At 39.7% G+C, this 22,754-nt stretch carries 18 protein-coding genes; 7 read left to right on the top strand and 11 right to left on the bottom strand.

Annotation, left to right across the window (positions count from 1 at the left end; genetic code table 11):
- Nucleotides 1-160 precede the first annotated feature (160 nt).
- Both B3E00_RS08250 and B3E00_RS08245 read right to left on the bottom strand, forming a co-directional pair.
- Nucleotides 161-481 (bottom strand): hypothetical protein, encoded by a 321-nt coding sequence (locus tag B3E00_RS08250; protein WP_209578450.1) that lies wholly within the window; start codon nt 479-481, stop codon nt 161-163.
- Nucleotides 482-604: 123 nt separating this feature from the next.
- On the bottom strand, nt 605-2,716 hold the full coding sequence (locus B3E00_RS08245) for a M3 family metallopeptidase (RefSeq protein ID WP_209578449.1): 2,112 nt from the start codon (nt 2,714-2,716) through the stop codon (nt 605-607).
- Nucleotides 2,717-2,884: 168 nt separating this feature from the next.
- Between B3E00_RS08245 and B3E00_RS08240 the strand changes: the two genes are divergently transcribed.
- Nucleotides 2,885-3,961, top strand: coding sequence for a DUF4407 domain-containing protein (locus B3E00_RS08240; RefSeq protein ID WP_209578447.1), 1,077 nt, complete (start codon nt 2,885-2,887; stop codon nt 3,959-3,961).
- Nucleotides 3,962-4,051: 90 nt separating this feature from the next.
- Here the strand turns inward: B3E00_RS08240 and rmuC are convergent, their stop codons facing one another.
- Nucleotides 4,052-5,374 carry a DNA recombination protein RmuC gene (rmuC, locus tag B3E00_RS08235; protein WP_209578445.1) on the bottom strand — a complete coding sequence of 441 codons (1,323 nt, stop codon included), beginning with the start codon at nt 5,372-5,374 and terminating at the stop codon, nt 4,052-4,054.
- Between the two features lie 216 nt (nt 5,375-5,590).
- A complete protein-coding gene (locus tag B3E00_RS08230; RefSeq protein WP_209578444.1) occupies nt 5,591-6,778 on the bottom strand; it encodes a formimidoylglutamase in 1,188 nt (395 codons plus the stop codon).
- 105 nt (nt 6,779-6,883) lie between these two features.
- Here B3E00_RS08230 and B3E00_RS08225 point away from each other — a divergent pair, with 105 nt between their 5' ends.
- From B3E00_RS08225 to B3E00_RS08205, 5 genes are all read left to right on the top strand, one after another.
- On the top strand, nt 6,884-7,855 hold the full coding sequence (locus tag B3E00_RS08225; protein WP_209578443.1) for an NAD-dependent epimerase/dehydratase family protein: 972 nt from the start codon (nt 6,884-6,886) through the stop codon (nt 7,853-7,855).
- A 174-nt stretch (nt 7,856-8,029) separates the two neighbouring features.
- Nucleotides 8,030-9,322: an HAD-IB family phosphatase gene (locus tag B3E00_RS08220; protein WP_293885141.1), complete on the top strand. Its 1,293-nt coding sequence runs from the start codon at nt 8,030-8,032 to the stop codon at nt 9,320-9,322.
- A gap of 80 nt (nt 9,323-9,402) precedes the next feature.
- Complete coding sequence (locus tag B3E00_RS08215; RefSeq protein WP_293885142.1) at nt 9,403-9,987, top strand: hypothetical protein; 585 nt, start codon at nt 9,403-9,405, stop codon at nt 9,985-9,987.
- A gap of 293 nt (nt 9,988-10,280) precedes the next feature.
- Nucleotides 10,281-13,616: a transcription-repair coupling factor gene (mfd, locus tag B3E00_RS08210; protein WP_293885143.1), complete on the top strand. Its 3,336-nt coding sequence runs from the start codon at nt 10,281-10,283 to the stop codon at nt 13,614-13,616.
- Between the two features lie 199 nt (nt 13,617-13,815).
- The gene (locus tag B3E00_RS08205; RefSeq protein ID WP_293885144.1) at nt 13,816-15,006 is read left to right on the top strand and encodes a trans-sulfuration enzyme family protein; all 1,191 of its coding nucleotides are present in this window, start codon (nt 13,816-13,818) and stop codon (nt 15,004-15,006) included.
- A gap of 83 nt (nt 15,007-15,089) precedes the next feature.
- Here the strand turns inward: B3E00_RS08205 and galK are convergent, their stop codons facing one another.
- The 5 genes from galK to B3E00_RS08180 form a co-directional block, all read right to left on the bottom strand.
- Nucleotides 15,090-16,241, bottom strand: coding sequence for a galactokinase (gene galK, locus B3E00_RS08200; RefSeq protein WP_293938013.1), 1,152 nt, complete (start codon nt 16,239-16,241; stop codon nt 15,090-15,092).
- Nucleotides 16,213-17,292: a UDP-glucose--hexose-1-phosphate uridylyltransferase gene (locus tag B3E00_RS08195; protein ID WP_293938011.1), complete on the bottom strand. Its 1,080-nt coding sequence runs from the start codon at nt 17,290-17,292 to the stop codon at nt 16,213-16,215. Before B3E00_RS08195 ends, galK begins: the two co-directional genes overlap by 29 nt.
- 67 nt (nt 17,293-17,359) lie before the next feature.
- On the bottom strand, nt 17,360-18,634 hold the full coding sequence (locus B3E00_RS08190) for a metallophosphoesterase (protein ID WP_293885146.1): 1,275 nt from the start codon (nt 18,632-18,634) through the stop codon (nt 17,360-17,362).
- Between the two features lie 12 nt (nt 18,635-18,646).
- A complete protein-coding gene (gene hemH, locus B3E00_RS08185; protein ID WP_293938009.1) occupies nt 18,647-19,681 on the bottom strand; it encodes a ferrochelatase in 1,035 nt (344 codons plus the stop codon).
- Between the two features lie 91 nt (nt 19,682-19,772).
- Nucleotides 19,773-20,621: a 4-hydroxy-3-methylbut-2-enyl diphosphate reductase gene (locus B3E00_RS08180; protein WP_293885148.1), complete on the bottom strand. Its 849-nt coding sequence runs from the start codon at nt 20,619-20,621 to the stop codon at nt 19,773-19,775.
- Nucleotides 20,622-20,900: 279 nt separating this feature from the next.
- Between B3E00_RS08180 and B3E00_RS08175 the strand changes: the two genes are divergently transcribed.
- Entirely contained in the window at nt 20,901-21,320 is a 420-nt protein-coding gene (locus B3E00_RS08175) for a nucleoside-diphosphate kinase (RefSeq protein ID WP_209578426.1), read from the top strand.
- Nucleotides 21,321-21,459: 139 nt separating this feature from the next.
- Here B3E00_RS08175 and ybeY read toward each other — a convergent pair whose 3' ends face one another.
- Nucleotides 21,460-21,888: an rRNA maturation RNase YbeY gene (ybeY, locus tag B3E00_RS08170; RefSeq protein ID WP_293938007.1), complete on the bottom strand. Its 429-nt coding sequence runs from the start codon at nt 21,886-21,888 to the stop codon at nt 21,460-21,462.
- 48 nt (nt 21,889-21,936) lie between these two features.
- Nucleotides 21,937-22,350, bottom strand: a complete 414-nt coding sequence (gene ruvX / locus B3E00_RS08165) for a Holliday junction resolvase RuvX (protein WP_293938005.1) — start codon at nt 22,348-22,350, stop codon at nt 21,937-21,939.
- Nucleotides 22,351-22,754: the final 404 nt, after the last annotated feature.

The following is a 22,754-nucleotide window of genomic DNA, read 5'->3' as shown; positions in this document are numbered from 1 at the left end:
ATACTTCGGAAACATACAAAGATTTATAGATATAAATAAGAACCCCCAGGATATATCCGCATGAACTTATGCAAGTATAACTGAGGGTTTTGTTTGTGCCTGTTGTCAACGCATAAGGAAAGAGAGATGAAACACAAGCGATGCAACAGGACTTTTTATCTTAATTATTCAGCATTCCATAAAACTCATTCATATAATAAGATTCTTGGAGTGCATCTCGAAAATTTTGCCATTGTTCTTCGTCAAAAGAAAATACAATATCTGGATAGGGTGTCTTCATGATCAATCGAAATTCGCCGTCTGGAAAAGAACTAAAAAAGAGCTCATCACCAGTGGTTCGTGTCATGTTCAAAAAATCAACAAACTTATTCCTTGTAAATGTCAGTACAAAACTCTGTTGCCAGATATAATAGGTTTGACACTTGAGACAAACACTGATATGGGTATCCCCTCTTTGGCTTAGTATCTTCGTATCACACATATTTATCTGTTTATTTAGACTTGTTATAAATAATATTCAAATGTAAGAATAGTTTTTATAATAACAAGTACATCAACAAAAAAAAGGCGATATATTTCTATATCGCCTTTTAGTCATTAAAGATTAGTTTAAACCTCTCTTCTTCAATAGATATTTTGGATCTGGATCCGCGCCCCTAAACGTGCGGTACATTTTGGCAGGATCATCTGTACCTCCTTTTTCAAGAATGTTTTTGCGGAAAGAATCTGCTGTTACCTGATCGTATAATGATTTTTCTTTGAAAGCTGCAAAAGCGTCCGAGTCTAATACTTCAGACCAGATATAGGCGTAGTAACCGGCTGAATATCCACCTGCGAAGATGTGCTGAAAGTAGGTACTTCTATAGCGTGGGATAATCGCATCAATAATACCTATTTTTTTCATCGCAGCTTTTTCAAAGCCATTGATATCTTTTGAAATCTGCTTTGTCGTAGCATGGTAATCCATATCTAACAATGCTGCCGAAAGGTATTCAACTGTTGCAAATCCCTGGTCAAAAGTACCAGCTTTCTCCATCTTCTGAATCAATGAATCTGGCATTGCCTCTTTGGTTTTAAAATGTTTTGCATACGTTTTGAGCACCTCAGGATCTGCAGCCCAATTTTCCATCACCTGCGAAGGCAGTTCAACAAAATCACGTGGTACGGAAGTCCCGGCCATCGATCTGTATCTCACATTGGAGAGGAGCCCATGTAAAGCATGTCCAAATTCGTGAAACAGTGTAGTAGCCTCATCAAATGTTAAAAGTGCTGGATTCTTTCCTACTGGCTTTGTAAAGTTACATACGATGGAAATTACCGGCGCGACACGTTTTCCGTCTTCTGTTGACTGGCTACGGTAAGAGGTCATCCAAGCTCCACCGCGTTTAGACTCGCGCGGAAAGAAATCAGCGTATAGAAGACCTAAATGTGAACCGTCTTTATCTTTTACTTCATATACTTCCACATCTTTATGATAAGTTGGGACATTGTTTAAAGCGACGAATGTCAAACCGTATAATTTATTGGCTACACCAAATGCGCCTTCACGGACAGCAGGCAAACTTAAATATGGTTTAATCTCATCCTCATCCAAGGCAAAACGCTTTTTGCGAATAATCTCTGTATAATATCTCCAATCATAGGGTGCTACTGCAAAATTCCCACCTTCAGCGGCTATTTCTTTCGCAATATCTGCTTCCTCACCTTTCGCTTTCGCCAACGCTGGACTCCATAACTTATTTAACAACGCATACACATTGGCTGGATTCTTGGCCATGGACTCCTCCAGTACATAGGCTGCATGGGATGAATAGCCCAACAATTTTGCTTTCTGGAGACGAAGGTTGACAATTTTTTGAATAATTGCTTTGTTATCGTTTGTATTATCTTGATTCCCGCGAAGCTGATACGCTTCCCAAAGCTGTTTTCTCAACTCGCGATTTTTTGAATATTGTAGGAAAGGCATAATTGAAGGATTCTGTAAAGTGAAAACCCATTTGTCCTTCTTACCTTTTGCTATGGCCTCCTCAGCAGCCGCTGTTTTCAACGACTCTGGCAATCCTTCCAATTGACTAGCGGAATCAACTACGAGCATATACGCATTTGTTTCAGCAAGCAAATTTTGTCCGAATTGGGTTGTTAATGTTGAAAGTTCAGCATTAATCTTTTTCATTTTTTCCTTATCGGCATCCTTAAGATTTGCTCCAGAACGTACAAAGCTCTTATAAGTTTCCTCCAGGAGCTTATTATCCTGTTCATCAAGTCCCAATGTATTTCTGTTACTCCATACGGTTTTAATACGGTCGAATAATTTACTATTCATCGAGATTTCATCTGAATGACTCGATAAAATAGGCGCCAGATCTTTTGCTATTGCCTGAATACTGTCATTTGTATTGGCGCTATTTAGATTATAAAATACAGTAGATACATTATTCAACAACCTACCTGCATTTTCAAGTGCAACTATAGTATTTTGAAATGTTGCTTTATCCGAATTATTGACTATTGTGTCAATCTCCAAATTATGTACTTTTATAGCTTCATCAAAAGCTGGCCTAAAATCCTCAGTTTTGATCTTGTCAAAAGGAGGGACATTGAATGGGGTCTCATAAGCCAATAAAAGAGGATTATCTGTCATCACTTTTTTTTCCTCACAACCAACAAATGCAGTTGCCACTATCGCAAAAAATGGCAAAAGTTGTCTTTTCTTCATATTATCTGATTATTCCTGTTATTTTTCAAAGATAATAAAATTAGACAAATGAACGGCTTCGAACTAGAACTGTAAATTGAGAAGGGAAAAACGTCATCCTATTGTAAAACAAAAACTTATTCATAATCTTATTAAAAATAATCTGTCAATTTGAGTAAAAATATTTTAATGAGCGATATTAACCGTTTCTTTTGGAGATGTGCCGGAGTGCATCAAGAGACTCTTGAAAAATATCCAGAAGAACATAGTAAGTACACAGCCATAGGTGCTACTATTTTTTTCACGGGATTATTTGCCAGCCTCTCTGGCGGCTATGCCATGTATTTCGTATTTAGTGGGGGAGCATTTGACTGGCTGTTAGCCCTTGTATTTGGTATTATTTGGGGATTAGCGATATTTAATATGGATCGCTATATTGTCCTGAGTATAAATAAATCGAAAAGTGGCTTTATGCAACTTCTGCAGGCTCTTCCTCGAATTCTATTGGCCATTTTGATTGGATTGGTAATTTCAAGGCCATTAGAGTTAAAAATCTTTGACAAAGAGATCCGAGAAAACCTCCGAGTTCGGTTTCTCGCCGATCAACGTGCTAAAATTGATACGCTTAATAGTACATTCAATAAGAAATATGCCAATGAGGTTGCCCTTTTAAAATCGATTACGACAGAACGGGATTCGTTGGAATCTAGCATAAAAAATGACCGAACAAAATTGAATTATGAAATTTTTGGAAACAAAACGACCGAAACATCGGGTGTAATGGGCTATGGCCCTTATGCCAAGATGAAAGAAGAGGAATTGAAGAAAAAAGAGGGCTACTTGGACACGCTACGCAACAAAATAACACTCCAGCAGAACGCGATACGCCAAAAGCAACAATTTGAAGGTATATTAGATCAAAAAGTTTTATCGAACGCTTCGTTGGATAGCGCCGTGAATGTGGCTGGTTTTGCCGATCGCAACTCGGCTTTAGGCAATCTCCGGTATGATGCCAATGGTAAAGTCAACGAGTCAAATGCGAACGCTGTATTTTTTATTGCTTTGCTTTTTGTCTTTCTTGAATGCTTGCCGGTAATCGTTAAACTGTTGGCAGGGAAAGACCCTTATGATAATGAACTCCAAAACCAAAGGACTATTCATGATTATGAGTCAGACACCAATGTAACCGTTCAGAAAGAAGCTGTAGACCGATTAAGGGATACATATGTTGATGTTTCCATCAATAAGCGAATGAAAGAGCTCTAAGGGAAACCACTATTATTAGTAGAAAAACGGACTTTAAATCTAACAGATAAAAATTATAAACGGGCTTACTATTTGTTAAGCCCGTCTACGTTAATCTTCTTCGTCCAGGAATTTAGGATCTATTTGTTTATTTGCTTTAGCCCCCAGACGTTTTAATTTCTCCACTTTACCAATCACATTCCCTGCTCCGGTGGACAGTTTTTTGGTCGCATCTTCATGGCTTTTTAATGCACGTTCCAACTGGTTTTGTACCTGTTCCATATCATTTAAGAAGCTTACAAATTTGTCATAAAGACTTCCTGCTTCTTTTGCAATTTCAATCACATTTCTAGTTTGACGTTCTTGCTTCCATATGCTAGCGATGGTACGAAGGGTTGCCAATAACGTAGAAGGGCTAACAATGACAACTTTGCGATCCCAGGCATCACTAAACAAATCTGGTTTCTGAACCACTGACATACTTAAAGCAGATTCGATCGGCATAAATAACAATACAAATTCCGGTGATTCAATACCATATAACTCGTGGTAATTTTTTGCGGAAAGTTCTTTCACATGGTTTTCTACGGATTGTATGTGCTGTTTTGAAAAAATTGCTCGATCTTCATCCGTCTCGGCATTGACCCAGCGTTCGTAGGCAACCAATGAGACTTTTGAATCCACAATTAAGTGTTTATCTTCGGGAAGATCAATAATTGCATCCGGCTGCATTCTCCTTCCCTCAGCATCCATAAGAGATACCTGTAATCTAAATTCACGATCGCGCATAAGTCCCGAACGCTCCAACACCCTTTCTAAAATTACTTCGCCCCAATTTCCCTGTTTTTTGGTATCTCCTTTTAAGGCTTTGGTCAAGCTATTGGCTTCATCTTTGATTTTCAGACTCTGTTCAACCAGCTGGAGAACAACCCCCTTTAAAGAATTCCTTTCTGCTGCTTCCTGATTGTAATTTTTTTCAACTTTTTCTTCAAAAAGTTTGATCTTTTCTTTCAATGGATCCAAGATCAAGCCCAGTGAACGATGGTTAGTTTCTGTAAATTTCTGCGTCTTTTCTTCTAATATTTTATTGGCAATAACCTGAAATTCATTATTGAACTGCCGTTTGATTTCGGCGATTTCATTCTTTTGCTCTTGGTATTTATCAAGCTGCGCTTCATAAAATGAACGTGTACTTTCTAAAGAACGTTCGGCAACCAAAAGATTCTCTCGTTCCTTTTCCAGTTCATTTCTTAGCATCAAACGTTCTTCCAACAAGCTTTGCTCCCGCTGTTGGGATCTAGCGAGCTCAATTTTCAGTGTTTCCACTTCTTTACTATACCCAGGCTCAATAGTGGCTTGGTTATTCTTTTTAAGCACCAAGACTATCAAAATGACTAACAACAGGACGATTCCTGCAAAGAAAACTATTTCCATGATTTGTATTTCTTAAGATGGCTAAAATTATCCTTAATGATATTTTGCCATTACGTTTAATTACATATAACTGACCATATTCTAAGGGTTGAGTACGATTCTAAAGAGCAATACAGTTTAGTCCTTTATCAGCGCACACAGCGTGTCAACTCTCTTCTTAATCTAAAGTTGCCCGCTATCGGAAAGTATAATAGTTAGATTTCATTCAAAGCCACATTATTGTAACTTTTGATGTGTTTTCCACCACAGGTCAGGCATTTCGCCAGAAATCGCCAATTGGTAGTCCTCATAACGGCATGGGACGAGATAATAGCGCTCATTGACCGATTTTGAACCAAAATAGGGAACTTGGATCCACCAACGGTCTGATTTTTTACTCTTCACAAAGACCAACTCGTGCGCTTCGTGTTCCAGTGTTGTACGATAGATGATATAAGATGATTTGGGATACAAAGGCGTATCTTGCTTACGGTTATAGTAGCCATCAATAAAGCACCATATCATTTGAGATACTAACATCGCTGTCTGCTCCATTGGATCAAATGTTGGATTGAATTCATAAAAACCAATGGAAGAACATTTATCCGACATCCCAGCATAACGTGCAAGTTGGCAAGCTTCATCGCCATACAAGCCATTCGGAATTGCATTGGCATTCCCTGGCGCTTCGGAAGACCGAATAGCACCAATGTCAAAGCTAATTAGGTCGGCTGCGCGAATTAGTGGCTCTGATTGATCCATTTTACCGGCAATCATACCTACTCGCGTTGCGTTGAAGAATAGCTTATCATACATATTGATAGATTCCTTACTGACGAGGTAGGTTTGATAGGCTATGGAATTCAAATTGAACAAATAGTCTGGCTGATGAAGGATAATATGATTCACATAAGAGCGAGATGTTAAGCTTACATTTTCAGCATCTTCCTGATCAATATCAAAACGTGCATCGATAACCGCTAGCTCTATTTTCCGTTCCAAATTTTGATACCCCAAATATTGTGCATAAGTAAGATCCTGGCCTCCTCCAATGATAATAGGGACAATATTTTCTTTCACCAGCTCTTCAACTACGGATTTTAAAGCAATATAGGTATCTTGAATTGTATTGCCTGCTTTGATATTTCCCAGATCAACAATATTCATCTTGTAATCCCCCTGATACAGCGCATATAGATGTTTTCGCACGGCATCTGGCGCTTTATCTGTTCCGTTATTATTCAGAGAAGCCCGGTCTTCTTCTACCCCGACAATAGCTAAGTGCGGCTTTTTATCTCCTTCCCAGTTTGGAAAGTCTGTTTCATAGGCTTGAATAACGTTTCCTAGTTGAGAATTTAAGAAGCCATGCTCGGGCGCAAAACTTATAACTGAAATTGGACGAAAGAATACGGACAGTGATGACATAAGCTATAATTTGTAAAATATCTTATTTTTCAAGATACAATTCACACAAATATCCATTTATTAACTAACTTTTGAAAACATTATTTTTAACAGTATCTTTATCAAGTGATATTAATAACTGGAGGAACAGGTTTTTTAGGGTCTACACTAATTAGGCAGTTGATAGACCAAGGAATTGACGTAATTGCCATTAAAAGAGCTCAATCGACTATTCCCACCCCGCTGTTATCTTCTTCTTTGATTCAGTGGGTCGACGCAGATATCAACAACTATTTTGAACTCAAGGATGCTCTCGAAGGAGTCACCAAAGTGTATCATTGCGCTGCAATGGTTTCCTACCAAAAAAAGGATGCTAAATCACTGTTTAAGGTGAATGTTGAAGGAACGACAAACGTAGTCAACCTTTGCCTTGAAAAGGGCATTCGTCTCTTACATGTAAGCTCTATTGCCGCTTTGGGTACAAATAGGGATAACATTTCTGTATCCGAAGAAGATCAATGGGAACACAATTCACTGACATCTAACTATTCGCTATCCAAATATCAGGCAGAGATGGAGGTGTGGCGCGGTATAACAGAAGGTTTGAATGCAGTTATTGTCAATCCTTCTGTAATTTTAGGGGCCTCAGCTAGCGATAAAGGCTCTGGAGCTATATTTTCGATGATCGATAAAGGCTTACGATTTTACCCAACAGGAAGCGTTGGCGTTGTTGATGTAGAAGACGTTGCTTCAATCATGATTCAGCTGATGGAAAGAGAAGATGTTACTGCGGAACGCTATATCATCAATAATCTCAATATTAGCAACAAAGACCTTTTGAGTGTGGCGAGTGTATTAATGAACAAGCCTCAACCGACAATCGAAGTGTCAGAGACCATGCTTCAAATTGCGTCTACAGTATCCAGCTTGCTTTCCATATTTAAAAAATCAAATGCAACCTTAACAAAAGAGACGGCAGTTGCTTCCAGTGCTAAATTGCACTATTCCAATGCTAAAATCCAAGCACTTCTTAATCACAGTTATCGTCCTTTGGAACAAACCTTAAAAGAAATTGCAGCATTATATAACAAACAGTAAACTATAACATATTAAACAACCAAACCTTGATTCATCGTGCGTAACAGACATTCTATAACGATCCCTTAACTATTTTTTATTTCCCTTAATCAATATGTTTTTAAGGGAAATGCCGATAGGGAAGATCAGTATTTGGATGCATTATTCACCATTGTTTCATAAAAAAATAATACAATGAAAAACTATTACATCATTGATTTTGATAGTACATTTACGCAAGTAGAAGCACTTGATGAACTTGCAAGAATCTCTTTGGAACATCACCCCGATCGCGAGGCTATCTACCTCGAAATCGAGCGGTATACCAATCTCGCGATGGAGGGTAAACTATCTTTTCGCGAAGCTTTGGCTGGCCGCGTAAAGCTCTTAAATGCGAATAAAACTCATCTGGATAAACTTGTTTCACATCTTAAAAAGAAAGTATCAACCTCTTTTTCGCGAAATCGTGAATTCTTCAAAAAAAACGCTGACACCGCATGGATTGTTTCAGGAGGTTTTAAAGAGTTTATTACACCTGTCGTTACCCCTTACCATATAAAGACGGAAAATATCTATGCCAACACATTCAGATTCGATGATGAAGGCAATATTATCGGTTTTGACGAAGAGAATCCACTGTCAAATGAAGGTGGAAAAGTGCAATTATTGAGACAATTAAAAATTGAAGGAAGGCTATTTGGCATTGGCGACGGATATTCCGATTTCCAATTAAAAGAGTCGGGGTTAATTGAAAAGTTTTTTGCATTCACTGAGAATATCCAACGTAAAAGCGTGACTGAAAAAGCCGATTTCATTACACCAAGTTTTGATGAGTTCCTCTATGTCAATGATCTTCCCCGTGCAATATCCTATCCCAAGAATCGTATCCTATGTTTGATCGTAGGCGATGTACCAGAAATAGCAGCTCATATCTTAAAAAGAGATGGCTTTTCAATCCGGATAAAGGATACCATTGAAGAAAAGTACATCAAAGATGTCGGTATGCTACTATTGGGCGGCAATATTGATATCAGTGATGAGCTGCTTCAGCAAGCTGACAAATTAAAAACGATCGGGTATTTGGGCGATATCAAAGGTCACATCAATAAGGAGATCTGTAACGCCAAAGGTATTGTCGTTTTCGACGACAAGAAAAATAAAAAGAAGAATTCAGAGTTTATTCCTCGTCGAATGGCTGAATTCATTAATAATGGCGACACGTACCTTAGCCGTAATTTCCCGAATCTGATTTTACCCAAAGTGAAACAGGTAACCAGATTGCTCCATATCCATAAAAACGTTCCTGGAATCATGGCTCAAATCAATAAGGTATATGCTCAAAATAATATTAATATTGTTGCCCAATTTCTAATGACCAAAAGCGATATCGGATATGCGGTAACAGATATACAAGGAGAATACGATAAAGATCTTTTGAAACAACTCAAACAGATCGAGAATACAATAAAATTTAGAATCTTATATTAAACGATTGCTATAAATCAGGCTCCCCACAGCGGTGCCTGATTTATATTTCAATCGCTCTCTTTCACACAAAAAAACGCGTTATGTCCTTACATCAGGATCCCGAATTAAAGAAGGCTGTCCTAGACTTGCCCCAAAAGGAGAAAGACAAGCTTCTCGTACGTCTGATAAGCAAGGACAAAATGCTGATCAAACAATTGCATTTCCAATTATTGGAGAATGCAGATGACTTAGAGGAACGTATTGAAAAACTACGCAAGCAACTGGCACAACTGTTCGATACTAATATAAGCCAAATTGGCAATACGCCACATCACAGTAATTTTATTGCGCTTAGTAAACTTGTCAAACAGGCGAGTGGCCTGGTCAATGAACACGAAAAAGTCACTAAGGATAAAGTTAGTGAGGTGAAATTTAGAATCTATATCCTGAAAAGAACGATCGTGGATTACGACAGACTTTTTGACTCCTCCTACCAGTCTGCTGCCCATAAATTGCATAAATATATAACAGGACGTATAAAGCATGCGGTAGGCAAATACAGCAAACTTCATGAGGACTTTCAGTTCGACTATCGGGAAGATTTCCAAAATACATTGGATACCTTTGGTAATACGACGCTAAAAAGCTATATTAGTGAACAGAAGATTGATATCGACCTAAATTAATTATGAGAAATAGCAAAAACCGCGTTAAAATTGGATCCTTTCATGTTACTGCTTACGAGCAATATAAATTAATTTACCTAGCTACATTGCTAGTTTTACTCGCTTTCGCCTATACCTTTTACCTAGCGAGATAAATGTCCGCCCGGAGTCATCGGTTATACACTTCAATCCATACAAAAGCCACACCTTTCATAACGAGCAAGTCTGCTATTTTTTTACCAAAAAATTTAGCACTTCATACCCAATACTTAATAGTATTTCGCTAAATTCGCAATTATTCGAAATTTTTGCTCGTGGGAATTCAAGAAATATTAGAAAAATACAGCCAAAGCGAATCCATCCAGTCGCTAACCAAGGCTATGCAATCCAAAAATCCGAAAATTCAGCTTAAAGGACTTATTGGATCATCGGATGCATTTATAGCCGTATCTTCTTACAACTTACAGGAACGTCCAATGGTGTTTATCTTACCGACCCATGAAGACGCATCTTATTTTTTAAGCGATCTGGAAAGCCTACTGGATAAACAGGTCCTTTTTTTTCCTTCGTCTTATCGAAAAGCATTTGATTTTACACAGACCGACTCTGCCAACGTATTACAGCGTGCAGAGACGTTAAGTTCACTCAACCATACCTCAGAGTTACCTAAAATGGTGGTTACGTATCCGGAAGCTATTGCGGAGAAAGTAATCAACCGAAGTGATTTGGATAAGAATACATTGGAGATAACAGAGAATACCGCTTTAAGTATTGATTTCATCAATGAATTCTTGATTGAATATGATTTTGATCGTGTAGACTTTGTGTATGAGCCTGGGCAGTTCGCGATACGAGGAGGCATCGTCGATATCTTTTCTTTTTCGAACGATCTTCCTTACCGTATTGAATTCTTTGGCGACGATATTGAAAGCATACGGACATTTGACATTGAGTCGCAGCTTTCCGTCAAAAAGATCCACAAAGTAACCATTGTTCCTAACGTTCAGGCCAAGTTCTTGACATCACAGCACATTTCGCTGCTAGAATATATTGATCAGGGCGCCACGATCTGGATAAAAGACGCTCAATTCACCTTAGATATTGTTAGAGAGGGCATAAAGAAGGCGGAAAAATTATGGGCAGGATTGAACGATAAGCAGAAAAAAGACAACCCCGAATGGCATAATCCAGCCCACGAATTTACAGACGAAAAAAACCTCAATGCGCTGTTTTTTGAGTTCCCAATTATTGAATTCGGCAAACAATTCTTTTATAAAGCGGAGAATACATTCAAGTTTGATATCCATCCGCAACCCTCTTTCAATAAAGATTTTAATCTTTTAATCCATAATTTCAAGGAGAATGAAGACCAACGCATCCAAAACCTTATCTTTTCAGATTCAACGAAACAGGTTGAGCGTATTTATACCATTCTAGAAGATCTCGACAAATCGGCAACATTCATCCCGATTCATAAAGCTTTACGCGAAGGTTTCAGAGATGACAGTTTAAAGTTGGCCTGCTACACAGATCACCAAATTTTTGACCGCTATTATAAATATAAACGCAAGAAAGCTTACGAACGTTCGCAGGCAATTACACTGAAGGATTTACGGGATCTCAAACCAGGCGATTTTATTACCCATATTGACCACGGTGTCGGCCGATATGGAGGTTTGGAAAAAGTGGATGTCAATGGTAAATCCCAGGAAATGATCCGTCTGATCTATGCAGATAACGATCTTTTGTATGTGAACATCAATTCTTTAAACCGTATTTCCAAATATTCCGGTAAGGAGGGTACGGTTCCCAAAATGAACAAACTCGGGACCGATGCTTGGGACAAACTGAAGAAGACGACCAAGAAAAAGGTAAAAGATATTGCGCGTGACCTAATCATGCTTTATGCCAAAAGAAAGGCACAGCACGGAAATGCTTTTTCACCGGACAGCTACTTACAGAATGAATTGGAGGCCTCCTTTATTTATGAGGATACACCCGATCAGGAGAAAGCTACTGCCGATGTAAAAAAAGATATGGAATCTCCACATCCAATGGACCGATTGATCTGTGGGGACGTTGGATTTGGAAAAACGGAAGTTGCCATCCGTGCGGCTTTCAAAGCTGTAGCAGACAGTAAGCAGGTTGCCGTACTCGTACCGACGACAATTCTTGCATTGCAGCATTTCCGTACATTTTCGGAGCGACTAGAAGGTCTTCCATGCAATATAGACTACATCAACCGTTTTAAAACGACCAAACAGATTAAAGATACCTTAGCAAGGCTTGCCGAAGGAAAAATAGACATTATTATCGGTACCCATCGTCTTGTCAGCAAAGATGTTAAGTTCAAAGACCTCGGCCTGATGATTATTGATGAAGAGCAGAAATTTGGCGTTGCGGTAAAGGAAAAATTGAAAGTTATGCGTGCGAATGTAGATTCGCTAACACTGACAGCAACACCAATTCCCAGGACATTGCACTTCTCATTGATGGGTGCCCGCGATTTAAGTATTATCTCCACTCCTCCCCCCAACCGGCAGCCTGTACAGACAGAACTGCACGTTTTCAATGAAACATTGATCGGCGAGGCAGTCAGCTACGAACTTGATCGAGGTGGGCAGGTATTCTTTATCCATAATCGTGTGGCGGATCTTCCGCAGCTGGGCAATTTAATCCGTAAACTGGTCCCCGGAGCCCGGGTCGGTGTGGCTCATGGCCAGCTTGAAGGCGATGAACTTGAGGATGTAATGCTCAAATTTATCAACCATGATTTTGATGTCTTGATCGCAACAACGATTATTGAGGCAGGTCTTGATATTCCAAATGCCAATACGATCATTATCAATCACGCGCATATGTTTGGTCTGAGCGATCTACACCAAATGCGCGGTCGGGTTGGTCGTTCCAATAAGAAAGCATTTTGTTATCTCCTCAGTCCACCATTGTCAACCTTAACACCGGAGGCTTACAAACGACTTTCGGCGATAGAAGAATTTTCTGAACTGGGCTCTGGATTTAATGTTGCCATGCGCGATCTGGATATACGCGGTTCGGGAAACCTCCTAGGAGGCGAACAATCGGGTTTTATTGCCGAAATCGGTTTCGAAATGTATCATAAAATCTTAGACGAGGCCATTCAGGAGCTGAAAGAAGACGAGTTCTCGGAAGTATTCGCCGATGAAAAAGAACGAAAATATGTGTCTTTTACACAGATTGACACGGACCTCGAGGTATTGATTCCCGACGAATATGTGACAAATATTACGGAGCGATATAATCTGTATACCGAACTCTCCAAACTGGAAAACGAGCAGCAATTGGCAGCCTTTGAGCAGGAGCTTGAAGATCGCTTTGGCCCTATTCCACGTGAAGTGTTTGAATTATTCAATACACTCCGTCTGCAGTGGTTTGGTAAAACGATCGGCTTCGAAAAAATAGCTTACAAAAAACATACGCTGAAAGCTTACTTTGTCAGTAATCCTAAATCAAGCTACTTTGAGTCAGATCAATTCGGCCGCGTATTGTCTTTTGTACAAAGCCATCCAGAGATTAGCAACCTGAAAGAAGTTAAAGGCCAGCTCCGTTTGGCGTTGAACAATGTGAATACCATTGGATATGCACTGAACCTCTTGAGAGAAATGTTATAAGATATTTAAATACCCCAGGTATAAATAAAATCTACTCCATCTGTAGATTTTATTTATATTTGGTATGCAGGAAACACCTTATTCGTTCCGAATAGTACCAAAAGTACTTCCACACAAATGGGAATTTACTTACTCTCGCTATTGAGCAATCTTGTTATGGAGGAATAAGGCATCATAAGCATCAATAAACACCATTAGCATGACAAGCAATACTGAAACGATCCTCGTTCATGAAGGACAGCAATTCAACCAGACATCTGCAGTAACCACTCCAATCTATCAGACATCAACCTACGTTGCAGACCCAGATCCAATGGAGTATATTAAAGCCGCTACCGAACCAAAGCATCCTTATTTTTATCATCGCCATGGCAATCCAACGAATAGTCAAGTGGCTACCATCTTAGCGAAGTTGGAAAAAACAGAGGATGCACTGGTATTTGCAACTGGTATGGCAGCGATCAGTACGGCCATATTGGCCATCGTTAAATCGGGAGATCATATTGTCGCCCAACATGCACATTATTCCGGAACGGCTATTTTCTTTAAGGAATTCTTAACGGATTATGGCATTACAGTTACTGCTGTGGATCAAACAGATATTTCAGCTTTTGAAAAAGCTATTCAGACAAATACCAAGCTGATATATATAGAGACTCCGTCCAATCCCAACCTCTATATCACGGATCTAAAAGCGATCGGAGAACTCGCCAAAAAGCATGGGATTCAGAGCATGGTCGATAATACCTTTGCCTCCCCCATTAACCAAACACCGACAGATTTTGGAATTGATGTCGTTGTCCATAGCGCTACGAAATATTTGGGTGGACATAGCGATCTCACTGCAGGTATCGTGTGCGGTACGCGGGACTATATTGCGCGTGTATGGAAACGGTCTGTCGCTTTAGGGGCATCACTTGCACCGCTTGACTCCTGGTTATTGTTACGTGGATTGAAAACGCTAAGTCTACGGGTCAAACAGATCAATACAAATGCGCTTAAGCTGGCCGAATTTTTGGATCAACATCCAAAAATCAAAAAAGTCAGTTACCCTGGATTAGCCAATCATCCACAACATGAGCTTGCAGCCCAACAGATGAAAGGCTTTTCGGGCATGCTTTGCATCGATGTCGATGGTAAAGATGAGGAGGAGGCATTTTTAAATGCACAGAAACTCATCAATGGCTTGCACATATTTATCAATGCCGCCAGTTTAGGTGGTGTTGAATCCCTAATTGTACACCCTGCGAGTATGTGGGGACGTCATCATACAAAGGAACAGAAAGAAGCTTCGGGAATCACACTTGGAATGCTACGCATCTCCGTTGGGATCGAACATATAGATGATTTAATCGCCGACTTAAAACAAGCCTTGGACCAGATTAACTAGGATCTATCCATTAGATCGTTATCGCGGAGAACAAAAAAAGGGGATAACATGAACTTGCTATCCCCCTCTTTAATACTATCCAATCACAGTACACGAGTACCATCCGCAATCCTGACCTGAATCACCGAAAGTTCTTTATCAAATTTCTGCTTGTACTCCTTTTCGAGTGTTGGCAAAATGGAAGGCAGTACTCCCTCTTTAACGATATTGATCGTACAGCCGCCGAAGCCGCCGCCCATCATTCGGGCTCCGATCACTTCGGGAAACTGCTTGACATAATCCACTAAATAATCCAGTTCCGCACAACTGACTTCATATACTTTGCTCAAACCTTCGTGACTTTCGAAAATATATTGCCCCAACTGAACAACATCGCCAGAACGTAGTGCATCGCATGACCTTTCGACGCGCTCATTCTCACGGACAACAAAGCTTGCTTTAGCGTAAATATCGGCATCTTTTTCTTTCACCAATTCATCCAGCATCTCGACAGTTACGTCACGTAAGTTTTTGACTTCAGGGTATTTCTCCTGTATCCACGCAGAGGCCTGCTCGCACTGCTCTCGGCGTGTATTATAAGCGGTAGAAGCCAATGAATGTTTTACGTTGGTATTCAATAATACAACTTCATATCCTTTCAGATCAAGCGGAACATACTCAAACCCTAACGTACGGCAATCCAGCTTAATAACATTTTTTTCTTTACCAAAAGCAGACGCAAACTGGTCCATGATACCACACATCACGCCAGCGTAATTATGTTCAGCTTTCTGCGCGATCTGGGGAATATCAAGTCGTTCTACCTGCAGATTGAACAATTCGCTGAGGGCCAAGGTAACCGCACATTCAACAGCCGCTGAAGATGACAAGCCTGCTCCTAGCGGCACATCACCATCGATATAAAGATTAAATCCACCTAATACTGTCCCGCGTTTCTGATACTGATCGACCACTCCGAGGATGTAGTTTGGCCAATGTTTTTCCGAAATAGCAATCTCTGCCATTTTCACCTCGTGCCGCTCCTGATAGTCTTCTGCATACAATACGATCGTATCATCCGATCGCTTATTTACAGCAACATAAATTGCCTTATCAATCGCTGCAGGCAATACAAAGCCATCATTGTAATCGGTATGTTCGCCGATAATATTAATGCGTCCAGGGGAAGAAACCACAAGCGGTTCTTCTTGATAGTGCTCTTTAAATTTATTTACTATTGTATCCTTTGTTATCATCTTGTTTAGATTTATAATGTATTGTCGAACAATTTCGCAACTGTTCAGCGGCAACTTCTGGTGTAATATCACGTTGGGGGTTTGCTAACATCTCATAGCCGACCATAAATTTTTTCACCGTTGCAGAACGCAGCAATGGTGGATAGAAGTGCATATGCCAATGCCACTCGGGATGGTCGCCGCCATTCACTGGAGCCTGATGCATTCCAGCGGAATAAGGGAAAGATGTCTTGAAAAGATTGTCGTAACGTGTCGTCAAAAGCTTGAGTATAGCCGCAAAATCGGCCTTTTCTTTATCGTCAAAGCCAGCAATATTCTGAATAGCCCGTTTGCTGACGATCATCGTCTCATAAGGCCAAGCCGCCCAAAAAGGAACCAGGGAAACAAATGAATCATTTTCGTCGATAATTCGTTCTTCCTTACTTAGTTCAGCTTTAACATAATCTGACAGGATGGTGCGCTGATATTTATCGAAATACGTCTGTTGCTGAACACATTCTTTTTGAATTTCTACAGGCAAATGGTTTTGTGACCAAATCTGTCCATGTGGATGTGGGTTACTGCATCCCATAATTGCACCTTTATTCTCAAAAATCTGAATGTATTTGATCCATTCAACCTTGGAGAGATCCACAAATTCCTTTTGCCAAAGATCTACCACAGCTTTTATTGCCTCTTGATCCATTTCTGGCAGAGTGAGATCGTGGCGGGGCGTGAATGCAATTACTTTACAGATTCCTCTTTCGGTTTCGGCTACAAATAATTCATCTTCATTAAATTCTTGCTGGCTTGTATCTTGGAGTAAAGCAGAAAAATCATTCACGAAGACAAAACTTTCTTTATAATCTGGATTAATATCGCCATCTGCCCGTTGATTGGTGGGACACAAGTAACATTTTGGATCATATTCAGGCCTATTATCTCCCGGAAGATCCTCCACTTGTCCTTGCCATGGTCTTTTACTACGATGCGGAGACACAAGTACTTTTTCCCCGGTAAGAATATTAACGCGTGTGTGGGGAGAGTCCCCAAAGTTTAAAGTTGATTGCATGTCATGTATAACTGGTGTACAGAATACACAATTATAGCTATATTAACTGAAAAGTCAAAGGGGATTTTTATGCTTTAAACTTCGGGTCCTGCGCTTTTAACAATTCGAATATGGTAATTTCAGGAAGAATACCAACACGTCCCGGGTAGCCTAAAAAGCCATAGCCAACATTGACATATAGTCGTTTGTTCTGTTTTGCACGGTACAATCCCGCCCATTCTTTATAGATGTATTGTACCGGGCTCCATTGCAACATTTCAGACCTGACACCAAATTGCATACCATGCGTATGACCGGCAAACATCACATCCACATCTGTGTCCAATACCTGAGCGCGCCAATGAGAAGGATCATGCGACAACAATAACTTAACAGGCTGTTCTTCGGTGCCCATTAAAGCTTTCTGAATGTCACCATGCTTTGGAAAACGGCCTGTACCCCAATTTTGAACGCCTACGATACAAAGTTCTTCCCCATCTACTTTAATTTTACGATTTTCATCCATTAAAAGATCCCAGCCCATGATTTTATGAACATCGATCACATCCTGGAGGTTCTTGCGCTTTGCAGGAGAATCTTCTTTACCATAATAATAGTCGCCATAATCATGGTTACCCAGTGTAGAAAATACGCCTAAATCAGATTTTACACGTGCAAAAATATCTTGATAACCGCGCATTTCGGAAGCTTGTGCATTCACAATATCACCAGTAAAAAACGTCACATCAGCCTTTTCTTTCAATAGCATATCAATCCCTCCGTTGACAGCTTTCTTATTGTAAAAAGATCCAGAGTGCACATCCGATATCTGCGCTATCGTCATACCGTGAAATGCCTTGGGCAAATTAGGCAAATACAAAGGAACTCTTCTGACACGATAATCGTAAGCTCCTGAAATAATACCCCAGCTCAGGGGTATCAAGGGCGAGGCGCCAACTAGAATACCTGCTTTGGTCAAAAACTCCGATCGGCTAATTCCTTTGACTGGATTTTCTGGTAAAGGGTCTCCGGCATCTTCGACCAAATCCTCGACTGATTTCTTCCTTGCAAAAAGACGTTTTACCCATACACCACCACGTCGGATATCATCAATTAACAAAATCAAAAAGAAAAATATCTTGGATGCCGCCGTTAGAAAAAAGGCCACCAAGATCACCGACCTTACGATTAAAGGAATACTATATTTTGCGGAGATAAAGACACCTAATAGAAGCAAAGCAGAATAAGACCACCACAAGATCGAAAATACTTTTGTTTTGGGGAACTTAATCTTCGTTGCACGGAGCGCAAAGAAAATATAAAAATCTAATAGGAGTAATACACACGCGTTTATTAACAACATCTTTTACTTGTTTTAATTTTTGGCATTGAGTGCCATTTGTTTTAAAGATTCAATCCATTTGGGATCATCATTAAGACTTTCTACCAAACACACTTCTTCTCCGCCCAACTGCTTAAATTCATTAGCATATTCCACGCCAATTTCATCAATGGTCTCGATACAATCCGCCACAAAGGCAGGACTGAAAATTAATAATTTCTTACATCCTTTGGCGGCAAGATCTTGCAATAAATCGGAAGTATAAGGCTGTATCCAGGGTTCTTTACCCAAACGGGATTGAAAGCACTGCGAATATTGCTCCTTTCTTAAACCTAGTTTGGTAGCAATAGCACGTGTTGTTGCATAACATTGAGAAAGATAGCAGTATGAATTAACTGTCGCTTTACAGGACTCGCAGCCTGATTCGGGACATTTTAGCTGACCTGTAGGATCAACTTTTCCAAGTTGCCGCACAGGAAGGCCATGATAACTAAAAACAAAATGATCAAAACTTTCTAAATCATGCCTGCGGGCATGATCTGCGTAGGTCTCTACCATTAAATCATTCGTACAAAAATTGCTCACAAAACTGATTTCTGGCAAATAATTCCATTTGCGAATCAATTCCATAACACGGTCTATCACTGATCCCGATGTTGCTGAGGCATATTGAGGAAATAAAGGGATGACCCGAATAGATTCCAACAATAGACCTTCCATATTTTTCAAAGCAGACTCAATCGATGGATTCTGGTAGCGCATCGCCAATTCCACATGGTAATCATCTCCCAACGCTTTCTGAAGCAGGTCACGCTGCAAGATACTATAATGCATCAAAGGTGATCCAGTTTCTTTATCCCAGATTGATTTGTATACCTTTGCGGATTTCGGAGCACGTGTCAGTGCTATAATTCCTTTTACCAACAAGGTTCGTTGGACGTAAGGGATATCAATTACACGCGGATCCATTAGAAATTCCGTTAAATATCTTCTAACATCAGGAGTAGTGGGACTATCAGGTGTACCCAGTTGTACCAAAAGAATACCTTTTTTGCCTTTATTGCTCATAGCTTACAAAGCTACACAAAAAGAATACACCAAGAATACACCCGGGATCTAAACCTTGGAATTATGAAATATCTGTGACGGGTAATTGCCCTTATAAGGCTTCTAAAGTTGCCTTTACATCTTTCATCAACCACATTGGCGTTGATGTGGCACCACAAATACCAATACGATCGTTCTCAGCGAAGACCGATGCATCCAATTCGGCTGGATCAGAAATAAAATAACTAGCTGGATTTGCGTTTTGACAGACTTCAAACAGCACTTTTCCATTGGACGATTTTTTGCCTGACACAAAAACGATTTTGTCATATTGTTTCGCAAAAGCACCCAGATCTTCATATCGATTGGAGACCTGGCGACAAATAGTGTCATTTGCCTTCACTTCATAACCACGCTTGATAAGCTCGTCTTTGATCGCATAAAATTTATCCACACTTTTTGTTGTCTGGCTATATAGCGTAAATGAAGATGGCAACGCGACTTGATCCAGCTCAGAAATATCCTGAAAAACCAAGGCTTCATTATTCGTCTGCCCCTGCAAACCAATCACTTCAGCATGTCCATGCTTACCGAAAATCAAAATCTTCTCCTTTTGATCGAAGGACGTCTTTATACGGTTCTGCAATTTAAGGACTACTGGACAAGATGCATCTATCAACGTAATATTATTTTGCAAAGCAATACGATAGGTATCTGGCGCTTCACCGTGGGCACGGATCAATACCTTTTCATTGCTCAAAGTGGGCAGAGCAGCATGGTCTATAATTCGTAAACCTTTTGCTTTTAATCGAGCAACTTCCTCATCATTATGAACAATATCACCCAAACAATAAAGATAACCATCTTCTTCCAAGATCTCTTCCGCCATATCAATAGCGTATACTACTCCAAAGCAAAAGCCTGAATCCTTATCGATGTCTACTGTTAGATTTAATGCCATAATATCACAAAGTTACATATTCATATTGAACTTAGATCAATTGTTCTTTTACTTTTCTACAATCGATATAATGTAAAGCTTGTTACCGTCTGCACAAAAAAGACAAGTGTAACGGATCAGAAAGAAACATTTATCTCAACATCAATAGCGATCGGAAGTGACACACAAACATTTCACCCGTAAGAACCTATTAAGTTTATCAAGAATTGTGTGTATATGAATCGTAAGGATATTGCATATGAAATGCAATTTATCTAATTTTGCATAAAAATTAAAATAATGGCAACTAACAGAACTTTTACGATGATCAAACCTGACGCTGTAGCGAACGGTCACATCGGTGCAATCTTAAACGATATCATTGCTGGTGGTTTTAAAATCATCGCAATGAAATACATTCAACTTTCTAAAGAGACAGCTGGTGCATTTTACGCAGTACACAAAGAGCGTCCTTTTTATGGTGAATTGGTGGAATTTATGACCTCAGGTCCTATCGTTGCTGCCATCTTGGAAAAAGACAATGCTGTTGAAGATTTCCGTACACTGATCGGTGCAACTAACCCTGCTGACGCGGCTGAAGGCACAATCCGTAATAAATATGCAAAATCAATCGATGCAAACGCTATTCATGGATCTGATTCAGATGATAATGCTGCTATCGAGGGTAACTTCTTCTTCTCGCAATTTGAAAGATTTTAATCTTTAGAACAACATAAAAAAAGGTCTTTACNNGTAAAGACCTTTTTTTATGTTTTGCCCTCCACTCTCTCGACAAGCTCCAGCGTTCAATTCCGTTCTCATACCAGTAGTCGCAGTTTAAAAAGCCGCGTAGGAATCTTTAAAAGTTTCTTTTACCAAGATACTCATCCTCTTTGGCGGTCATCTTGACTTTATCTGCCGGTTTTTTATCGGGATAACCGCACAGGTGCATGACACCATGAATAATAACCCGATGAAGCTCGTCACGCACATCAACTTTAAACTTTTCAGCATTCTCCTGAATACGCTCCACACTAATAAAAATATCGCCGGCGATGGTGTCATCATATTCGGAAGAATCAAAAGTAACGATATCAGTATAGGTGTCGTGATTTAAATATTGCTTATTGATTTCAAGCAAGTAAGCATCCGAGCAAAGGATAAAGCTCAATTCGCCAACACGTTTAAATCCTTCTCCTTTGATGGCATCAGCAATCCATTGGCGAATCTTTCCCTTTTCTTTTAATTTGAAATCCGTATCCTCGGTAAAAAATAATATGCTCTTCATCCTTCTATTTTTTATTCATTCTTGTTTGACGTATTAGTCGTTGTGTATCTAAAAATTGCGGCTATCCATGTAGCTTTGCAAAATGATTGTTGCAGACACGGTATCAATCAACCCTTTCTGTTGACGGTCCTTCTTTTTTTTCCCACTTTGCGCGATCGCCGCAGAAGCCATTTTAGAAGTAAAACGCTCATCTATTTCAGCGACAGCAATGGCTGGATAGGTCTTTTTCAGTTTTCGAACAAAACCGACAACATGCTGTGCGGATTCAGAGTCGGTACCATCCAACTGACGCGGCTTGCCGACAACAAAAGTTTCTACCTGCTCTGTCTGTAAATACGCTGCTAGAAATGTCCAGATATCCTCCGGATGTACAGTCGTCAATGCCGTCGCAATAATTTGCATTGGATCGGTCACTGCAACCCCTATTCGTTTTGTACCGTAATCAAATGCCATCAGTCTCATGGATATGTTTTTTTACAAAAGTACAATTTACATATGAGTATTGGGAGATATATGCATGAAGTTCCATTTATACGTTAACATAATCGGATTAAATTACTTGCACTAAAATAGCGTTCTTCTGTGTCCTATTTGGTTCCACGTTTACTTAGGTTTAGTTTAGGGTTTAGTTAGGGTTAGTTTAGGTATAATATAGGTAAGACCTAAGTAAACCCTAACTAAAATCTAACTTATAGCTATACAAATCCTAAGGTAATGTAGGAGCATACAGATTTTTACTATATCATTGTATACCTCATCAAATCCCAATGACGATTTTAAGCTTGAAGACATTGATCTTGAGAGCGAAATTGACTCACCGGGCAAATGAACACAGCTATTGCATGGAAATGGATGGTTGAATACTT

The sequence above is a fragment of the Sphingobacterium sp. UBA5996 genome (assembly GCF_002429765.1).
Lineage (GTDB): Bacteria > Bacteroidota > Bacteroidia > Sphingobacteriales > Sphingobacteriaceae > Sphingobacterium.
This window is presented reverse-complemented; position numbering and strand designations above follow the sequence as displayed.